The sequence below is a fragment of the Komagataeibacter diospyri genome (assembly GCF_043995075.1).
In the GTDB taxonomy this organism is placed as follows: Bacteria; Pseudomonadota; Alphaproteobacteria; order Acetobacterales; family Acetobacteraceae; genus Komagataeibacter; species Komagataeibacter diospyri.
In genome coordinates this window covers 3100345-3119287 of sequence record NZ_CP171836.1, presented here as the reverse complement: position 1 = coordinate 3119287, position 18943 = coordinate 3100345, and the positions used below count along the sequence as shown (strand labels likewise).

General features: G+C 63.1%; 17 protein-coding genes. 9 read left to right on the top strand and 8 right to left on the bottom strand.

The window, feature by feature from the left end; translation table 11 throughout:
* Positions 1-38 precede the first annotated feature (38 nt).
* Positions 39-731 carry a carbonic anhydrase gene (locus ACE2AA_RS14535; RefSeq protein WP_141262141.1) on the top strand — a complete coding sequence of 231 codons (693 nt, stop codon included), beginning with the start codon at positions 39-41 and terminating at the stop codon, positions 729-731.
* On the top strand, positions 646-1629 hold the full coding sequence (locus ACE2AA_RS14530; protein WP_395370264.1) for an endonuclease/exonuclease/phosphatase family protein: 984 nt from the start codon (positions 646-648) through the stop codon (positions 1627-1629). The genes ACE2AA_RS14535 and ACE2AA_RS14530 overlap by 86 nt, the downstream gene beginning before the upstream one ends.
* A 27-nt stretch (positions 1630-1656) precedes the next feature.
* Here ACE2AA_RS14530 and ACE2AA_RS14525 read toward each other — a convergent pair whose 3' ends face one another.
* Complete coding sequence (locus ACE2AA_RS14525) at positions 1657-2004, bottom strand: hypothetical protein (protein WP_141262139.1); 348 nt, start codon at positions 2002-2004, stop codon at positions 1657-1659.
* A 123-nt stretch (positions 2005-2127) separates the two neighbouring features.
* On the opposite strand from ACE2AA_RS14525, the gene ACE2AA_RS14520 reads away from it, so the two are divergent.
* Complete coding sequence (locus ACE2AA_RS14520) at positions 2128-2901, top strand: NADPH-dependent F420 reductase (protein ID WP_395370261.1); 774 nt, start codon at positions 2128-2130, stop codon at positions 2899-2901.
* Here ACE2AA_RS14520 and ACE2AA_RS14515 read toward each other — a convergent pair.
* Positions 2880-3428 (bottom strand): HdeD family acid-resistance protein, encoded by a 549-nt coding sequence (locus ACE2AA_RS14515; RefSeq protein WP_395370259.1) that lies wholly within the window; start codon positions 3426-3428, stop codon positions 2880-2882. The genes ACE2AA_RS14520 and ACE2AA_RS14515 overlap by 22 nt on opposite strands.
* Before the next feature lie 316 nt (positions 3429-3744).
* Here ACE2AA_RS14515 and rpsD point away from each other — a divergent pair, with 316 nt between their 5' ends.
* The 4 genes from rpsD (at position 3745) to ACE2AA_RS14495 (ending at position 8282) form a co-directional block, all read left to right on the top strand.
* The gene (rpsD, locus tag ACE2AA_RS14510; protein ID WP_010506989.1) at positions 3745-4362 is read left to right on the top strand and encodes a 30S ribosomal protein S4; all 618 of its coding nucleotides are present in this window, start codon (positions 3745-3747) and stop codon (positions 4360-4362) included.
* A 118-nt stretch (positions 4363-4480) separates the two neighbouring features.
* Entirely contained in the window at positions 4481-6043 is a 1563-nt protein-coding gene (locus tag ACE2AA_RS14505; RefSeq protein WP_141262136.1) for a peptide chain release factor 3, read from the top strand.
* A gap of 86 nt (positions 6044-6129) precedes the next feature.
* Positions 6130-7494 carry a cysteine--tRNA ligase gene (gene cysS / locus ACE2AA_RS14500; protein WP_141302311.1) on the top strand — a complete coding sequence of 455 codons (1365 nt, stop codon included), beginning with the start codon at positions 6130-6132 and terminating at the stop codon, positions 7492-7494.
* Positions 7491-8282, top strand: a complete 792-nt coding sequence (locus tag ACE2AA_RS14495; RefSeq protein WP_193557710.1) for an RNA methyltransferase — start codon at positions 7491-7493, stop codon at positions 8280-8282. Before cysS ends, ACE2AA_RS14495 begins: the two co-directional genes overlap by 4 nt.
* A 96-nt stretch (positions 8283-8378) precedes the next feature.
* On the opposite strand, the gene gltX is transcribed toward ACE2AA_RS14495, so the two are convergent.
* The 4 genes from gltX to ACE2AA_RS14475 form a co-directional block, all read right to left on the bottom strand.
* A complete protein-coding gene (gene gltX / locus ACE2AA_RS14490; RefSeq protein ID WP_395370256.1) occupies positions 8379-9716 on the bottom strand; it encodes a glutamate--tRNA ligase in 1338 nt (445 codons plus the stop codon).
* 212 nt (positions 9717-9928) lie between these two features.
* On the bottom strand, positions 9929-10297 hold the full coding sequence (locus tag ACE2AA_RS14485) for a hypothetical protein (protein ID WP_141262132.1): 369 nt from the start codon (positions 10295-10297) through the stop codon (positions 9929-9931).
* A 48-nt stretch (positions 10298-10345) separates the two neighbouring features.
* Complete coding sequence (locus ACE2AA_RS14480; RefSeq protein WP_141302307.1) at positions 10346-11506, bottom strand: nicotinate phosphoribosyltransferase; 1161 nt, start codon at positions 11504-11506, stop codon at positions 10346-10348.
* A 31-nt stretch (positions 11507-11537) separates the two neighbouring features.
* Positions 11538-12941, bottom strand: a complete 1404-nt coding sequence (locus tag ACE2AA_RS14475; RefSeq protein ID WP_141262130.1) for a class II 3-deoxy-7-phosphoheptulonate synthase — start codon at positions 12939-12941, stop codon at positions 11538-11540.
* 307 nt (positions 12942-13248) lie between these two features.
* On the opposite strand from ACE2AA_RS14475, the gene ACE2AA_RS14470 reads away from it, so the two are divergent.
* The gene (locus ACE2AA_RS14470) at positions 13249-13593 is read left to right on the top strand and encodes a hypothetical protein (RefSeq protein WP_141302305.1); all 345 of its coding nucleotides are present in this window, start codon (positions 13249-13251) and stop codon (positions 13591-13593) included.
* A gap of 157 nt (positions 13594-13750) precedes the next feature.
* On the opposite strand, the gene gorA is transcribed toward ACE2AA_RS14470, so the two are convergent.
* Entirely contained in the window at positions 13751-15151 is a 1401-nt protein-coding gene (gene gorA / locus ACE2AA_RS14465; RefSeq protein WP_141302302.1) for a glutathione-disulfide reductase, read from the bottom strand.
* A 135-nt stretch (positions 15152-15286) separates the two neighbouring features.
* Positions 15287-16165, bottom strand: a complete 879-nt coding sequence (locus tag ACE2AA_RS14460) for a ferredoxin--NADP reductase (protein WP_141262128.1) — start codon at positions 16163-16165, stop codon at positions 15287-15289.
* Between the two features lie 295 nt (positions 16166-16460).
* Here ACE2AA_RS14460 and ACE2AA_RS14455 point away from each other — a divergent pair, with 295 nt between their 5' ends.
* Positions 16461-18908, top strand: a complete 2448-nt coding sequence (locus ACE2AA_RS14455; protein ID WP_141302290.1) for a helicase-related protein — start codon at positions 16461-16463, stop codon at positions 18906-18908.
* Positions 18909-18943: the final 35 nt, after the last annotated feature.

The window sequence follows — 18943 nt, the reverse complement described above, 5'->3', positions numbered from 1 at the left end:
CTGTCTTTATCCGGACATTCAGGTGACAGGATTTTACAATGGCCGCTACCCATACCGCCCGCGATACCCTTATTGAACTGCTGCATGGCGTGGAGCGGTTCAATACCGAAGTCTTTCCGCAGAACCGCGAACTGTTCGCAAGCCTGGCGGAAAGCCAGTCCCCCGACACGCTGTTCATTGCCTGCGCCGACAGCCGGGTAAACCCCAGCATGATTACACAGACCCAGCCGGGCGATCTGTTCGTGCTGCGCAACATCGGCAATATCGTGCCCGCCTATGGGGAAATGCTGGGGGGCGTATCATCCGCCATTGAATATGCCGTAAGTGCACTGAAAGTTTCGCACATCATCGTATGCGGTCATTCCAACTGCGGCGCGATGAAGGCACTTCTGGACCCCGATCCCACGAAGCTTGCGAAAATGCCCACCGTCGCAAGCTGGCTGCGCAATGCCGAAGCCGCGCGCGCGGTGCTGGAAGCATCCGACGCCGGGCCCGCCAGCGTGCGCAGCCTGTCCGAACAGAACGTGCAGCTGCAGATCGCGCACCTGCGCACCCATCCCGCCGTCGCGGCAGGACTTGCCCGCGGCACCCTGACGTTGCAGGGATGGTTCTATGACATTGCCAGCGGGGAAGTTGTCGTGCTGGATGAAACGTCACGCACGTTCATCCACGTGGACGAAGCCATCGCCAAGCTGCAGGCGCAGCAGGCGGCTGATACCACCACGCCATAATCCCGGCCCGGCACACGCGCGGGGACTGCGGCAGGCATGGCTGTGCCTGACCGTAGCCCTTGCGCTGGTGGCCCTGCCTGTCGGTGCGGGGGCCACCGGCAGCCTCAGGCTTTCCACCTGGAACCTTGAATGGCTGACCACGCGTCCACAGGGCGACCCGGCCCTGCCTCCTGATGTCACGCCGCGCACACCTGCGGAACTGGACCGGCTGGCGCACTACGCCAGCCGCCTTGCCCCCGATATCGCGGCGCTGGAGGAAATTGATACCCCGGATCTGGCAGCCCGGCTGTTTCCGACACCACGTTACCGCATCATCATGTCCAGTGACCATGTCGTGCAGAAGGTGGCGCTTGCAGTACGCGCGGACCTTGCGGTCGTACGGCATGCGGATGTCACGGCGCTGGATGTCTATCCCCCTTCTGCCCCCCATCACCTGCGCGCCGGACTGGACCTGACGATAGGACAGGGCACGGACAGCCTGCGCGTACTGGTCGTGCATCTGAAGGCGGGATGCCGCGATTCGCAGCCCATAGCCCGCAAACCGGCCTGCCAGACGCTGATGCGCCAGATCGCGATCGTTCAGGACTGGATCATGGAACGGCAGGACGAAGGGGAAGCCTTTGTCGTGATGGGGGATTTCAACCGCCTGCTGGCGCCCGACGATCCCGCCTGGTGGGCACTGTCTGGGAATGGCCCGCTGGCGCTGGCTACAGCCGGTCACGCCAGTCCCTGCGCACAGGGAAATTATTTTATCGACCATATCATCGCTGGTGGCCCTGCGCGTGAATGGCTGCAGCCGGACAGCCTGCGCGTCATGCTTTACCGCCAGAACGGACAGGACGACACCACGCGCCTATCCGATCATTGTCCGGTATCGGTCAGGCTCTCACTTCCCTGACGCATACGGCATGAACGGATCAGGCAATCATTCCGGCCAGATGCCCGACGCATGCATGGCGTTCCACCCCACCGCCAGCACGATCAGCACGAACACGATCGCGCCCATAAGCTGGAACAGTTCCTTGTAAGGCATGAATTCAGGGGCCATGGCGGCCGTTGCAGCGGCCTGGCTTGTCGCCACGGCGTCACTGTCGGTGGGCACGACCTGTGTCTGGGCTTCGGGCACCGGGCCGGGATCGGGGACGGCGGTGGCTGCAAGTGCCGCCTCATCTTCCTGCACGGCTTCATGCAGGGCTTCCACCGGATGTTCCACGCCTGCGGGAACAGCGGACTGCGCGACGACGGTCCGGTCCTGATCGGGGGTATCGGTCATTGACGCTGTACTCCTGCTGCAGCCAAGTCTGTGCCATATATCCGACAGGTCGGCAAAGAACCAACCATTGGATTAAGCCATCCCGTGTCATACTACCACATGCCGCCAGAACAGGAGAGATGCATGCCAGCCCTGAAACTGACCCGCCGACACGGCCTGCTTGCCGCACTGGCGACCCTCCTGCCCGCCGGTATGCCAGGGGTGGCCCATGCGCGCCGCCCCCTGCGTATCGGCATGATCGGGTCGGGCCATGTCGGCAGCACGCTGGGGCATTTATGGACCCGGGCGGGGCACCAGGTCATGTTTTCCGACATTCATAAGGGTGCGGCCAAAAAACTGTCGTCAGAGCTCTACCCCCTCGCCCGTGAGGGCACTCCACAGGAAGCGGCAAAGTTTGGCGATGCGGTGGTGCTGGCGGTCCCCTATGGCGCGCTGCCCCAGTTGCGGCACACCATCGGATCGATCGTGGGGACAAAACCGCTTATCGATCCGACCAATCCCTATGGCTGGCGGGATGGAAAGATAGGACGGCTGGCGCTGCGCAAGGGGGCGGGTGTGACCACGCAGGCACTGTTCCCGCAGGCATCGGTGGTACGGGCCTTCAATTCCGAGGACATGACCACGCTGGAAGCCGAGACATTCCGCACGCCCCCTCGCCTGGCCCTGCCCATGGCGGGCGACGTGGTGCAGGCACTGTATGTGGCAGGGTGGCTGATCCATGACGCGGGGTTCGATCCTGTCATGGTCGGGCCGCTTTCGACAGCCATGCTGTTCCAGCCCGGCAATCCCGGTTTCGAGGCCCGGATGAACGCCACCGACCTGCGCAACCTGCTGGGGGTTTCGGCCAACAATCCCATCGACCGAAACCTTGCCACTCAGTTTGCGGGCGGGATGTAGGCGACCTGCCGCAGGGCGAGGCCGAACTGGATCCAGCCAATGCCCGCGGCAATCAGTTCAACCGCGACAAAGGTGCCGATCAGCCACAGGCCCGACCATGGCAGCGTCACATACAGGCACACACCCACCAGCAGGCTGATCAGCCCACCCAGCCCGATCAGCCACCAGCCCTGCAGGCCGCGCTGCTGGAACGCCATGATGATGCGCCCTATGCCGGACACGACCAGACAGGCGGAAATGAAGATGGTGATGACCATGGAGCCGGTGGTCGGTTCCTCCATCATCATCGTGCCGGCAAGGATATACAGCGCGCCGCCCAGGATGGACATGAACCGCCCGCTCCAGTCGCGCACGACAAAGGCATGCACCAGCTGTATCGTGCCCGCGACGAACAGCAGCACCCCAAGCAGGATGGTACTGGCCAGCGACACCGCCAGCGCATCCACCCACGCCACGATGCCCAGGCCGAACGATATGACGCCAAGGCCGACAAACAGCCCCCAGCGCTGCGTAAATGGCGTTTCCATGCACAAAAACCCTTTATTCCTGTAATGTGGTCTTCCGGTTCCCGTTTAATAACAGGCCAGCACCGCCATGCGATACAGGCTTTTGGGGGCTGCGCCATGACGCACAATGATTGACAGGACGGGCACAGTACTTCTATACGCGCCCGACTGCCGGGAACGTGGACGATACGGCTGGTGCCCATGGGTGATTGCTCCCCGGTGCCGGTAATACGGATCGCGCCCGTCCTGTTCATGCGGAACAGGACCTACCGGTGCAACAACATGGCCATACGGTTCTGCCGCATGCCATGCAGATGAATGAAGAGAGAGCGCGCAGATGAGCAAGCGCCTTGAGAGCAAGTACAAAATCAACCGTCGCCTTGGCGTAAACCTGTGGGGCCGTGCAAAGTCCCCGGTCAACAAGCGCGAATATGGCCCCGGCCAGCATGGTCAGCGCCGCAAGCAGAAGCCGTCCGACTTCTCCGTGCAGCTGATGGCCAAGCAGAAGCTGAAGGGCTACTACGGCAACATCGGCGAAAAGCAGTTCCGCAAGTATTATGACGAGGCCGTCCGTCGCAAGGGCGATACCTCCGAAAACCTGATCGACCTGCTGGAACGCCGGCTGGACGCGGTCGTGTACCGCCTGAAGTTCGCGATCACCCCGTTCGCGGCGCGTCAGTTCATCAGCCACGGCCACATCACGGTCAACGGCCGCAAGGTCAATATCCCGTCCTACCTGGTGCGTGATGGCGACGTGATCGAAGTGCGTGAAAAGTCCAAGCAGCTGGCCATCGTGCTGGATGCGGCACAGAGCGGCGAACGCGACGTGCCGGAATACATGGAAGTGGACCACCGCCAGATGAAGGGTTCGTTCCTGCGCAGCCCCAAGCTGTCGGACGTTCCGTATCCGGTCCAGATGGAACCGAACCTGGTCATCGAATTCTACTCTCGCTGATCAAGTCCCGGAACCGGGCAGGCGTGACGCCGGACGTGGGGTTTCATCCCCGCGTCCGGCGTCCGCGTTTCTGGCCCCTGCCCGGTTCCGCCTTCCGTCCGTCGGGCCAGCAGCAGGAATGGACAAGACCGTGACCGCCACCGCCGCCGATACCCCGCTTGCCGCCGAAATCACCCGGCGGCGCACCTTTGCCATCATCTCGCACCCTGATGCGGGCAAGACCACGCTGACCGAACGCATCCTGCGCGCCGGTGGCGCGATCCAGATGGCGGGCAACGTGCGGGCCAAGGGCGAACGGCGGCGCACGCGTTCGGACTGGATGGGGATCGAACGCGACCGTGGCATTTCCGTCGTGACATCGGTCATGACGTTTGAATATGGCGGCTGCATCTTCAACCTGCTTGACACGCCAGGCCATGAAGACTTCTCGGAAGATACCTACCGCACGCTGACGGCGGTGGACGCCGCCGTGATGGTGATTGATGCCGCCAAAGGGATCGAGGCCCGGACGCGCAAACTGTTCGAGATCTGCCGCCTGCGCGATATTCCCATCGTCACCTTCATCAACAAGATGGACCGCGAATCGCAGGATCCGTTTGCGCTGCTGGATGAAATCTCATCCTCGCTGGCACTTGATACCTCTCCTGCCACATGGCCGGTGGGGCGTGCCGCCAAATTCGTGGGCACCTATGATATCCGCCACCGGGAACTGCACGTTACCGAAGAACTGGACCAGACCGACCCGCGCATGGTGCAGCTGGGTGAGGAACTGGAACTGGTTGAGGCGGCGCTGCCGGAATTCGATCTTGAAAGCTTCAATGCGGGGCACCTGACACCGGTGTTCTTCGGTAGTGCCATGAAGGAAATTGGCGTCACCGACCTGCTGGATGCACTGGCGGCCTTCGGGCCACCGCCACGCGACCAGGCGACGGAAACCCGCAACGTGCGCGCCGATGAGCCTGCGCTTACCGCGCTGGTGTTCAAGATCCAGGCCAACATGGACCCCAACCACCGCGACCGTATGGCGTTCGCCCGCATCTGTTCGGGCAAGCTGCAGCGCGGCATGCGCCTCAAGCACGTACGGATCGGCAAGCAGTTCGCGCTGCATACGCCGCAGTTCTTCTTCGCGCGTGACCGGCAACTGGCCGAGGAAGCATTTGCGGGCGACGTGGTGGGCATTCCCAACCACGGCACGCTGCGCATTGGTGATACGCTGACCGAAGGCGAGGACCTGCGCTTTACCGGCGTGCCCTACTTCGCGCCTGAAATCCTGCGCCGCGTGCGTCTGGATGACGCGATGAAGGCCAAGAAGCTGCGGCAGGCCCTGACCGAACTGGCGGAAGAGGGCGTGGTGCAGCTGTTCCGCCCGCAGGACGGTGCGCCGCCGATCGTGGGCGTGGTCGGCACGCTGCAGCTTGACGTGCTGCAGTCCCGGCTGAAGGGGGAATACGGGGTTGCGATCGGCTTCGAATCGACACCCTACAACCTTGCCCGCTGGGTCACCGGCCCGCGTGACAAGCTGGAAGCCTTCTGCATGGCCAACCGCACGGCCATGGCGGATGATATCGACGGGGATCCGGTCTTCCTCGCCTCATCGGCATTCATGATGAAGCGTACGGCGGAAGGCAATCCGGACCTGACATTCCATGACATCAAGCAGATCGGCCAGGAAATCGCCTGACCGGACGGGCCAGCGTGACTGGCCCGCACCGCAGGCACAGATGAGGTCTTGCCTAATCCCGCCCGTCTGTCGCATCTAGGCGCATCATGTCCGACACACAGCCCCGCCTGCACCTGCACGACAGCAGGACGCGCAGCACCGTTCCCTTCGTCCCGCTGGCACCCGACAACGTGCGGGTCTATTATTGCGGTCCCACGGTCTATGACCTGGCGCATATCGGCAACCTGCGCGCCATGCTGACGGCAGATGTGCTGGTGCGCCTGCTGCGCCACCTGTACCCGCGCGTGACCTATGTGCGCAACATCACGGACGTGGATGACAAGATCAATGCCCGCGCCCATGCCAATGGCGAATCCATTGCAGACCTGACCACGCGCACCATCCGCGATTTTCACGAGGATCTGGCCGCCGTTTCCATCCTGCCACCGGATGTAGAGCCGCGCGCGACCCATCATATCGGTGAAATGCAGGACATGATCCGCAGCCTGATCGAAAGCGGCCATGCTTACGAAGCCGAAGGGCACGTCCTGTTCGCGGTAAACACCTATCCATCCTATGGTGCGCTATCGGGCCGCACGCCCGATGACCTGATCGCGGGCGCGCGGGTGGAAGTCGCCCCCTACAAACGTGATCCGGGTGATTTCGTGCTGTGGAAGCCGTCTGATGACCAGACGCCGGGATGGGACAGCCCGTGGGGTCGGGGCCGTCCGGGGTGGCATATCGAATGTTCGGCCATGTCGCAGCGTTACCTGGGCGAAAGCTTCGACATTCATGGCGGCGGGTCGGACCTTCTGTTCCCCCACCATGAAAACGAACGCGCGCAGAGCATGTGCTGTCACCCGCATGGCCGCTTCGCCAACCACTGGGTGCATAACGCCATGCTGCTGGTGAACGGGGAGAAGATGTCGAAGTCCCTCGGCAACTTCCTGACCGTGCGCGACGTGCTGCGTGACACCCCTGCCGAAGCGCTGCGCCTGCTGCTGCTGCGCGCGCAGTACCGTTCGGTGCTGAACTTCACCCGCGAAGGGCTGAATGAAGCCCGCCAGATGCTCGACCGGTTCTACCGCGCGCTGGAAAACCTTGATCCCATGCACGATGCCGTGCCCGCGCCGGACAGCGTGGTACAGGTGCTGTGCGACGACCTGAACACGCCGCGCGCCCTGGCGGAAATGCATGCACTGGCTGACGCCGCCATGGCGGGTGACAGCAAGGCTGCCGCGCAGCTGAAGACGGCAGGCAACCTGCTGGGCCTGCTGCAGAATACGCCGGAGGCATGGTTCCGCGGAGACGCGAAGGTTGACCCGGCCCGGATCGAACGCCTGATTGCAGAACGGCTGGCCGCCCGCAAGGCGCGCGATTTTGCCCGGGCGGATGAAATCCGCAACGATCTTGCGGCACAGGGCATCGTACTGGAAGACGGTCCACAGGGCACGACATGGAGGCAGGCATGACCGGCCGTGACGGCGGGGCGGATATCGGCCCCATCGGCAATAGCCCGGTCGTAATCCTTGTCCGGCCCCAGATGGCCGAAAACATTGGCACCACGGCGCGCGCCATGGCCAATGGGGGCCTGTTTCACATGCGGATTGTAGCCCCCCGCGACGGCTGGCCGCAGGAACGTGCGTGGCGCAGCGCCTCCGGTGCTGACCGTATCCTCGAATCCGCGCAGGTATTTGATACGGTGGATGATGCGGTGGCCGACCTGCATCATGTCTTCGCCACCTGCCCGCGTCCGCGCCATATCGTAAAGCCGGTGCTGACTGCACGCGGTGGCGCCGCCGAACTGCGTGAAATGACGGATCGCGGACTGAAGGTCGGCCTGATGTTCGGTCCCGAACGCGCGGGGCTGGATAACGAAGACATGGCCCGCGCCGATGCGCTGATCCGCTATCCGCTCAACCCCGCTTTCATGTCGCTCAACCTGGCGCAGGCAGTGATGATCATGGCGTATGAGTGGTGGATGGCGGTAGACGATACGCCGCCGCGCACGCTGATGACCAACGAGACGCATGTGGCAACCCGTGGCGAGCTGGACAATTTCATGCGCCACCTGATCGCTGATCTGGATGAATGCGGTTTCCTTCGCAATGAACAGAAGCGGCCGGGCATGGTGCGCAACCTGCGCCACTTCTTTCTGCGTGGTGAGGTAACGGAACAGGAACTGCGCACGCTGCATGGCGTGGTGACGGAACTGTCGCGTGGGCGTAAGGCGCGGCAGGGCAGCGGTAAACAAGAGTAAAAGCTTCAGGGAACGCTGCCTTTTTGAAAAAAGGCGGCACCCAAAAACTTCTTGCTGTTGAAAAAAGGCCCGGTATGAAACCGGGCCTTTTTTATATCAGCGTGCCGCGACCTGCAGCCGGTCGGCCACGCGCGCCCGGCCCATAAGCGGCAGCAGGTCACGCATTTCCGGCCCGCTCTCTTCCCCCGTCAATGCAAGGCGCAGCGGGTGAAACAGCGCACGACCCGTGCGGCCCGTGGCATCCTTTACGGCCGTGGTCCATGCCTTCCATGTGGTTTCATCCCACGGTTCCGCAGGCAGCGTCTCCAGTGCCTGCAGCAGGAAGGGGCGATCTTCCTCCTCAATCACCGGAGGGATGATCTCACCCGCCACGACATCCCACCAGTGGCGCAGTTCACCCGCCATATCCACATTGCCCCGCACCGCCAGCCAGAAGGCTTCCGTCGCCCCTTCGGGCAGGCGGGCGCGGATTTCATCAAACGGCATGGCGTGCATGATGCGGCGGTTCAGGCCCAGCAACTGCCGCATATCAAATCGCGCGGCCGAGCGCGAAACACGCCCGAGGTCATACGTCTTGGCCAGTTCATCAAACGACAGCGGCGCCGGGTCATCCGCACTGCCCAGCCGTGAGAGGTAGGATACGATAGCCGAAGGCTCGACCCCGTCCTGCCGCAATGCGCGAATCGACAGCCCGTCAAAACGCTTGGACAGCTTGCCGCCGCCTTCATCCAGCAAAAGCGGCAGGTGCGCGAAGGTGAACTGGTTGCGCTTTGCCCCCAGTGCCTCGGCAATGTCGATCTGCACGCCGGTATTGGTCACGTGGTCCTCGCCCCGGATGATATGGGTGATGCCCAGTTCCATATCATCCACGACGGATGCCAGCGTGTACAGCACCGTCCCGTCCGCGCGCACCAGAACAGGGTCGGAAATGGCAGGCAGCTTCACCCGGCACGCCCCCATGACCAGATCATTCCATTCCACCGTGCGGTGATCGGACAGCCGGAAGCGCCAGTACGGTACCTTGCCATTGGCTTCGGCCTGCGCGCGCTGCTGCGGGGTCATGCGCAGCATGGCGCGGTCATAGACCGGCGGCTTGCGCATGCGGATACGGGCCTCACGCTTGGAGGCCAGTTCCTGCTCACTTTCAAAACACGGATAAAGCCGCCCGGTGGCCTTCAGCTGTTCAATGGCCAGCGCATAGCGGTCCAGCCGGTCTGACTGACGCACGAATTCATCCCAGCCAATGCCAAGCCAGCGCAGGTCATCCTGCAGGGCCTGCACATATTCCTCTTTCGAGCGACCGCGATCGGTATCGTCAATACGCAGCAGGAAGCGTGCATCGTGGCGGCGGGCGAACAGGGCATTGGCAATGGCCTGACGCGCATTGCCGACATGGATCAGCCCGGTCGGGCTGGGCGCAAAACGGAGTTTCATGACCCCTATATGCGGCGATTACGCCCCAAATGCCAGAGAACACATGCGCAATCCGACGCGGAATACACCAGCCTTGCAGGCCCAGCCCGATGCACGCCGGTATGGGTGCCTGACCCGTATGGGGAAAGTGTTTTCAGGCGGGCCGCCGACGCCGCCTTTTTAAAAAGGCGGCACCCAAAAACTTTTACACTTTTACGGATTTAGGGACGTTCTTACGCCCCTTCATCCTCATCATCGCCACGGCGCGGATCAAAGGCACGCCAGTCACGTTCCATCGGACTTGCGGCGTGGGCCACGAAATCATCCAGTTCATTGGCCGAACGCCAGCCCTGATCACCTGCTTCCAGCACTTCCGCATCCTCGCCAAAGGAAAACCATGCCTTGAGGATATCGGCTGCCGACAGGCCGGGCATGCGGCAGCGTTCAATGCTGTCACGTACATAGGCGCGCGCAAAGGCATTGGCCTGGATCAGGTCGGGAAAACCGCCGACTTCCTCGACAATATTGTCCTCGGCGCCGCCTGACAGGTCCAGAATCCGTACGCGCCATCCCCCTTCGGGGGCAAAAATGGTTTCTGACAAGATGAAGCCTTTCGTTATGCATCCCTGCGCGGGACGTGACCATGTGGCCTAGCGGTTGCGCATGTGGCGCAGCAGGAACTCACGCCCCGCCTTGACCCGCGGCACATCGTCATAGGCCACGATATCGGCTGTGGCATAGGTTTCCGACCAGTGGTCGGGAATGAAGGAGCCTGTACCGATCACATCGACCGGCGCATGGGCGTCGGCCATGCTGAGGCATTTTTCCACGCTGAAACCCGACGACGCGATGATGCGTACATGCGCGAATCCTGCATCATCCAGTGCTTCGCGCATGCGCCAGATTGCGGCGGCGGAAACCCCGGTACCCACAAGGTAACGCAGTTCCTTGTCCGACCGGTACCGCCGGATGCTGCCCGGCGTATGGCGTTCCAGCACGTCATAGGATGATTGCGGGTCCAGCCCCTCCAGAAAACGGCCGCCATGCGTATCCAGACGCACGGCCAGCCGTCCGGTTGCGGCAAGGTCCGGGAAATGGCGGCAGACTTCCAGCGCGTCCGTCACCTCGCGCCCGAAATAGTCCACCAGCACCACAAGGTCCATTTCGGGATAGACCTCGTGAAACATCTCGGCGGCCCGCAGGGTGGACCCGGCGTAGCCCACCAGCGCGTGCGGCATGGTGCCCAGCCCCTTCGTGGTGCCGAAATAATGCGCCGTCGCGTCATTGGCGCTGCCGATAAAGCCCAGCGCGCCTTCCTTCTGCGCGGCATGACTGCCGACGGAGGCGGCATAGGCCATCTGTTCCTGCATGCCGAAGCCCGCGCAATGCCGCGCCTCCATCGCCATGAAGCGCACATGCGGCAGCGCCATGGACATCTGGTAGGCATTGTGGGCGGCGACACAGGCCGGGCCAAGACGCTGGAGCACCAGCGTCTCCAGCACCGCAAGCTGCGCGAACGACCCGGTCACATAGGCCAGCGGTTCACCCGCGCCCACCCATGTTCCCTCGGGGAACATAAGGTCACATTCAATGTCGATCCCGCGTTCGGTGGCAACGGCGCGCAGCCAGTCCACCATAAGCCGGGGCGCGGACACGACGGGGCGGCGCAGGAAGACGGCATAGGTCACCTTCCTGTCCCCAAAGTGTTCGACAATGGCACGCGTGCGGTTGAAATACGCATCGGTGCGGGCGGCGATCACATCACGTTCCACCGCGCCCGCACCCCGGCCTGCCTTCTCACCATGGGTCATAGCCCCTCCAATCCCCCCGATACGGGCGGGACTAGCGTGCCCCGCCACTCATGCGATGCATCCGCGTCTTCAGTTCTTCAGACAGACGGAATGCCATTTCCAGCGACTGTTCCGCATTCAGGCGCGGGTCGCAGAAGGTCTCATAGCGTTCACCCAGATCGGCTTCCGTCAAGCGGTGGGCACCGCCGATGCACTCGGTCACGTTCTGGCCGGTCATTTCGAAATGCACGCCGCCGGGGTGGGCGCCAGCTGCCTCGAATACGTCAAAAAAGCCGTGAATCTCCGACAGGATGGCATCGAACGAACGCGTCTTGATACCTGTCGAAGTCGAGCTTGTGTTGCCATGCATGGGATCACACAACCATGTGACTGTCCGCCCCGTGGCCATCACTTTCTCAAGAAGTGGCGGCAGATGGTCGCGCACCTTGCCCGCCCCCATGCGGGAAATGAGCGAAATGCGCCCGGCTTCATCGGTCGGGTTGAGAATGTCGAGCAACTGCTCAAGATCCTCGATGGTCGTGGTCGGGCCGACCTTGATCCCGATGGGGTTGCGCACCCCACGCAGGAATTCGACATGCGCGCCATCTGGCTGGCGGGTACGATCCCCGATCCACACGAAATGGGCCGAGCAGTCATACCATTCGTCCGATGTCGAATCGATGCGGGTCAGCGCCTGCTCGTACGGCAGCAGCAGGGCTTCGTGCGAGGTATAGAACTCGGTCTCGTCAATCTGGGGCGTGGTGGCCGCCGTCAGGCCGCACGCGGCCATGAAGTCCAGTGTTTCGCCAATACGTTCGGCCAGCTGCCCGTAACGCTGCGCCAGCGGCGAACGTTCGACAAAGCCAAGGTTCCAGCGGTGGACTTCATGCAGGTTGGCATAGCCCCCGCTGGCGAAGGCGCGCAGCAGGTTCATGGTGCCGACAGACTGGAAATAGCCGGTTTCCATGCGCTTCGGGTCGGGAATGCGCGCAGATTCCGTGAAGTCCGAACCATTGATGATGTCACCACGGTAGGACGGCAGCGTCACGCCATCCTTCGTCTCGGTATCGGAGGAGCGCGGCTTGGCGTACTGCCCGGCCATGCGCCCTATCTTGATGACGGGCACCTTGGCGCCAAAGGTCAGCACAACAGCCATCTGCAGCAGCACGCGGAAGGTGTCGCGCACGATATCGGCGGTGAATTCACTGAAGCTTTCGGCGCACGCGCCACCCTGCAGCACGAAGGCCTGCCCCGTGGCGGCCTTGGCCAGATGGGCGCGCAGGCGCCGGGCTTCCCCCGCGAAGACCAGCGGCGGGTAGCGGCGCAGGCGCGCCTCCACGCCCTCCAGGGCGGCTTCGTCAGGATATCGCGGCATCTGCCGCGCCGGAAACGACCGCCAGCTCTCCGGCGTCCAGGCCTGCCGGGAAGAACTGCTGTGGCTGTGCGTCGCACTCATGGGTCGGATCCTAATTCCTCTTGATACAAGACAGTCCCCGCCGCCAGCGGCGGAAGGGCAGTCTTTATGTCGAAAAAAGCCCGGCATGGCAAAGCCTGTTCTGGGCCGGTCCCCTCTGGCTGCACCGCCAGCGGGGACTCAATGTTGCATTGACGCCACAAACAGACCCGATCCATACAGTTGCAGGTCGCATTACAGTCATGCTTCCCCCATATGTAAAAGCAGCATGGTTGGACTGCCAGACCACGGCTTCCCCTGACGGGGCATGGTTGGCATGGTGTCCCCTCAGGTAAAAGGATTACGGATCATGGCCACCACACGTGGGAAATTCATAACCGCCCTGGCAGCCGGGCTGTGTCTGTTCAGCGTGACGGCCATGGCCGCGCCCGACAGCAGTGACGACAGCGGCAGCCAGAGCGAAGACAAGATGACCGTTCATGGTCAGCGCAACCATCTGCCGCCCGGCTATGAGGAAGCGCCGTCCATGGAACTGAACCACGGTCCCGACCCCGACCATCTGGAACATGTGCACCGTGATTCGGTCACCGGCACGGACCTGTCACGTTTCGGCAGCGCGTACCAGAGCAGCGGGATCAATGGCGATGGCCAGCTTGGCGATTCGACCGGCAATGGCTGGGTCGCGCCCCGCTAAAAAATCACTTCAGAAATAATAAAAGTTTTTGGCTACCGCCTTTTAAAAAAAAAGCCTTACCAGAAACTTCTGTGGTTCGCGGGTTTGCCCGCCTGTTACACAATAAAAAAACCGTTGCCGGTCAATGTGCCAGCAACGGTTTTTTACATGGGCCGTATCAGACCGGGTGATGCGGCGTGACACGCGTGCGGGTACGCATGGTCACGAATTCCTCAGCCGAGGACGGATGGATACCGATGGTCCGGTCCCAGTCCCCCTTCTTCAGCCCCGCCGTCACGGCAATCGCCAGGCCCTGCATGATCTCCGGCGCGTCATCACCCAGCATGTGCGCGCCTACAACCACCTGACTGGCCTTATCGACCACCAGCTTCATGAACGTACGCTGCTGGCGGCCACTGAGCGTATTGCGCATGGGGCGAAAGCGGCTGACATACACGTCCACATCGCCCTTATGCGCAGCCTCGGCTTCCGTCAGGCCGACACTGGCAAGGGCGGGGGTAAAGAACACCGCCTTCGGTGTCGTGCCATAGGACCACTGGCGCGCCGGTGCGCTGCCAAACAGACGGTCAGCCAGATTATGCCCTTCCGCGATGGCGACGGGGGTCAGGTTCAGCCGGTTGGTCACGTCACCAATGGCGTAAATGCCGGGCACGGTTGTCTGGCTGTCCTCATCGACGATGATGCGCCCGTTCTCCTCCATCGCCACACCAAGCTGCGTCAGGCCAAGGCCGGTGATCTTGGGATGACGGCCGGTGGCGAAGAAAACGCAGTCGGTTTCAATCCGGGTACCGTTATCAAGGGTGACGGTAAAGCTGCCATCCCCGCGCTTTTCAATTTCAGTGGGCGACGCGCTGACATGCTGGCGGATGCCACGCAGATCGATGGCGTCATGCAGGGCATGGCGCAGGTCGCCATCAAAGCCACGCAGCGGCTGCTGCTGGCGATAGACCAGATCAACTTCCGAGCCGAGTCCACGGAATATCCCTGCAAACTCCACGCCAATATAACCGCCACCCACCATGCACACCCGCTGCGGGCGCCGTGTCAGGTGAAAGGCCTGATCGGATGATATGGCGTATTCCGCGCCGGGGATCCTGGGCGCCGTCGGCGTGGACCCTACGGCAATGACAATCCGGGCCGCAGTCACACGGCGCGGGGCTTCATGGGGGGCCAGCGGGGACGGGTCGATACGCAGGGTGTGCGCGTCCTCGATGGTGGCAAGGCCGGTAAACAGCGCAACACCCGCCTTTTCCAGCATCGAGACATACAGACCGTTCAGGCGCGTGATTTCGCGGTCCTTGGCTTCAATCAGTGCGGTCCAGTCATGCTGCCCGCGCTTCGTGTTCCAGCCGAAACCGTGGCTGTCATCCACCCAGTCGCCATATTCGCTGGCCTGGACCATCAGTTTCTTGGGCACGCAGCCAAGGTTGACGCAGGTCCCGCCCCAGTGGCGGCTTTCCGCCACGGCCACGCGCGCCCCATGGCTGGAGGCGATACGCGCACACCGCACGCCGCCCGAACCCGCGCCGATTACAAACAGATCGAAGTCATAACTCATGCCGGTTGTGCATCCTGCTTCCAGCCGGAAGGACGGCGACAGCATGCGTCATTCCGGCAGCACCCCGCCCTGACGCGGGGCGGGACCAATAAAAAAAGCCCCGACCATGCTTCCTATGGCCGGGGCGGGGCGGGATCAGCGTTCGGCGAACGCCTTTTCCACCACATAGGCGCCGGGGTTGGAGTTGTTCCCCTCGTCAAAGCCACGGTCCTGCAGCAGCTTTTCCGTATCGGCCAGCATTTCCGGCGAACCGCAGATCATGACGCGGTCATGTTCAGGATCCAGTTCGGGGATGTTCAGGTCCTTGAAGATCTTGCCCGTCTCGATCAGCTTGGTGATGCGGTCGGTAACGGCAAATTCCTCACGGGTCACGGCCGGGTAGTACAGCAGCTTGCCCTTCACGTCCTCGCCCAGGAACTCGTGTTCGGGCAGTTCGTGGCGGATGTGGTTGGAATAGGCCAGCTCACCCGAGATACGCACCGTGTGGCTCAGGATCACGTGGTCGTAGCGTTCATAGCATTCCGGATCCTTGATCAGGCTCATGAAGGGCGCAAGCCCCGTACCCGTGGACAGGAAATACAGGTTGCGGCCCGGACGCAGGTTGTCCAGCAGCAGCGTGCCGACGGGTTTGCGGCCGATCAGCACCTTGTCGCCCACCTTTACATGACGCAGGCGCGAGGTCAGCGGACCATCGGGCACCGCGATCGACAGGAATTCAAGGTGGTCCTCGTAATTCGCGCTGGCAATGCTGTAGGCGCGCAGCAGCGGCTTGCCCTCGACCTCGATGCCGATCATCGTGAACTGGCCGTTCTCGAAGCGCAGCGCCGGGTCGCGCGTGGTGGTGAAGCTGAACAGCCGGTCTGTCCAGTGATGGACCGACAGGACGGTTTCCGCATTCAGGTGGCCATATTCCTTGGTCGGTTCGGCCAGGTGGAACACGCCTTCCTGCCCCTCGACCGGAGCAAGGCCGGTGAGCATGGTCTCGGCGGTTGGCACAATCAACGTATCTGACATCTGGTTATCATTCTCCCGGCTGGATATGACGCAGACACAGGATTCCCTGAAACATGCGCCCGGCCACAGCTACATAACTAAGGCGGGCATGTTTAGGCCATCCACAGCGTGGAATTCCAGCACAAAACTAACATATCACGCGCCACGGGGAACAGATTGACCGTAGAATGCCCATTCCGGGACGCGCTTGTCACGCCACACGCGTACGATACGGCGTTCTATTCAATGATTTCGGGCACGGATGCAAGTACGGAGTCCATTGTCGTCAGCGCGTGGATGACGCACATAGTCAGGTATGACTTCTGAATTCCCCGACCGGGCCGCCCCTGCCCTGCTGGCGCTGGACGCGGCGATCGCCGCAACCGGACTGCATGTTGAAACCCGCGAGCGCCCGAAGCTGGAGCGCGTGATCGCCCGCATGCTGAAACCCGGCGCCACGCACATAGATGACGCCGCCTTCCGCAGCGCCCTGTGTACCGTGCGGCGCAAGCCGTGGGGGTCGCGGCTTATGGACCTGACCCGCCGCGCGGGGCAGATATGGGTCACGCGCGCAGATACGGAAGCCGCCGCCGTGACGGTGGACGACCCCGAACCCGATGACGCCCGCCTTCTGTCAGCCCTGGCCCCCGTACTGCATGAAAAACTGCGCGCGCAGGGCGATACGCCGCGCGCCGCAGTGGAAAACGTCCGCGCCGACCTGTTTGACGGCACCGGCCGCACGCTGGCACCAGCCGAACTGCGCACCCTTGCCGTGGCGGTGGCCGATGCCTTCGCCCTGCCTGATGCGGATGCCTTCGCCGCCGGACTGGAACGCGAGGACGCAAGCCGCAAGGACCGCGATACCCAGATCGAGGATACGGCGCGCGCACGGCGGCGCGAGGAAGTGCTGCGCCTGCGTGAATGGGAAAAAAGCCTTGTTCCCTTCAGCGACGTACCCGGCCTGCTGCGCTGTTCGCACCGCGAGGCGCTGCGCTGGATCGCGGAAAACCGTCTGCCGGTCGCACGCCGCGTGCCGCAGGCGGATGGACAGGAACGGTGGGAATTCGACCCGACCGAACTTATGGCCCTGCGCCAGCAGTTACCCCAGTGGCGCAGGGAGGGACAGGAAACCCCGTCGCGCGCACCACTGGCCCCCGACCTGGGCAACCGCCGCGTGGGTAACGCTGTCATTGCACAGGTCGCGGCCCTTGACCGCTACGCCGCTCATTTCCGCACCGCACGCGCGCTCAACCGTCGTATCACGTTGGTGACGGGACCGACCAACAGCGGCAAGTCGCACACGGCACTGGATGCGCTGGCCCGTGCTGAAAGCGGGCTGGCGCTGGCGCCGCTACGGCTGCTGGCACATGAATTCCGCGAGTCGCTGACCGCGCGCGGCGTGCCGACATCGCTGGCCACGGGCGAAGAGCGCATCGACGTGCCCGGTAGCCGCCATCTGGCCGCCACCGTGGAAATGTGCCCGCTGAACAACCCGGTCGATGTAGCCATAATCGATGAAGCCCAGATGCTGACCGACCCCGACCGTGGGGCGGCGTGGACTGCGGCCATCATGGGTGCCCCCGCGCGGCACCTGTTCATCCTTGGCGCGCCTGATTGCATTCCCATGGTGAAGCGCATTGCCGAACTGTGCGGTGACCCGGTGGATGAAATCCGGCTGGAACGCAAAAGCCCGCTGGTTGCCGCCGAACGTTCGGTCAGCCTGCATGAACTGCAGAAGCATGACGCGCTGATCGCCTTTTCCCGACGCGAGGTACTGGACCTGCGCGCGCTGCTACTGGCGCAGGGCAAGCGGGTGGCGGTGGTGTATGGCGCGCTCAGCCCCGAAGTCCGCCGGGCGGAAGCCCAGCGTTTCAATGATGGCGACGCCGACATCCTGATCGCGACCGACGCAATCGGCATGGGGCTGAACCTGACCATCCGCCGCGTGGTCTTTGCCGCCCTGCGCAAATATGACGGCAACCAGACGCGCGACCTCAACCCGCAGGAAGTCAAGCAGATCGGCGGTCGCGCCGGGCGTTACGGCAAGCATGAACAGGGTGTTGTGGCCGTGCTGGAAGGGGTCGGCAGCCCGTCCTTCATCCACGCCATGCTGGCTGCCCCCCCGCAGCCGATCGAGGACATGCGCCCGCAGGTGCAGCCCGATGCGGACATTGTTCAGGCCGTCGCGGCCGAAATCGGGTCCGACAGCCTGTTTGGCGTGCTGGTGCGCATTCGCCGCGCGGTGCTGCGCCGCGATGACCCGAATTACCGGCTGGCCAACATGGAACAGGCCTTCGCCATTGCAACCGCGCTGGAAGGTGTGTCGGATCTGACGCTGGCGCAGCGCTGGGTCTATGCCATGTGCCCGGTGGATGACCGCGACAATGGCATCCAGCGCCTTGTCCACTGGGCGGCAGACCATGCGGCGGGCAATGCCGTGCCACCACCGGGCACGGGCCGCCTGCCGCCGCCCGAACGGGCCGAGCGCACGGAACTGGAACGCGCGGAAAAACGCCACAAGCGGCTGGTGGCATGGCGATGGCTGGCGCTGCGCTTCCCCGAAGCTTACGTCAACCGTGAGGAAGCCGAGGCCACGACCGCCCGCCTGAATGACTGGATCGAAGACGTGCTGCGCCAGCAGAGCATCCGCGCCCGCACGCCGCGCACGTCCCCCTTCAGCCCTGATAACCGCGCCAGCCCGCCGGGCCGCCGCAACCGTGAGGCACCGACCAAGGGCAAACGCCCGCACCGCAAGCGACGTTAAGGGAAGACGCAAAGATAAAAGTTTCAGGTGCCGCC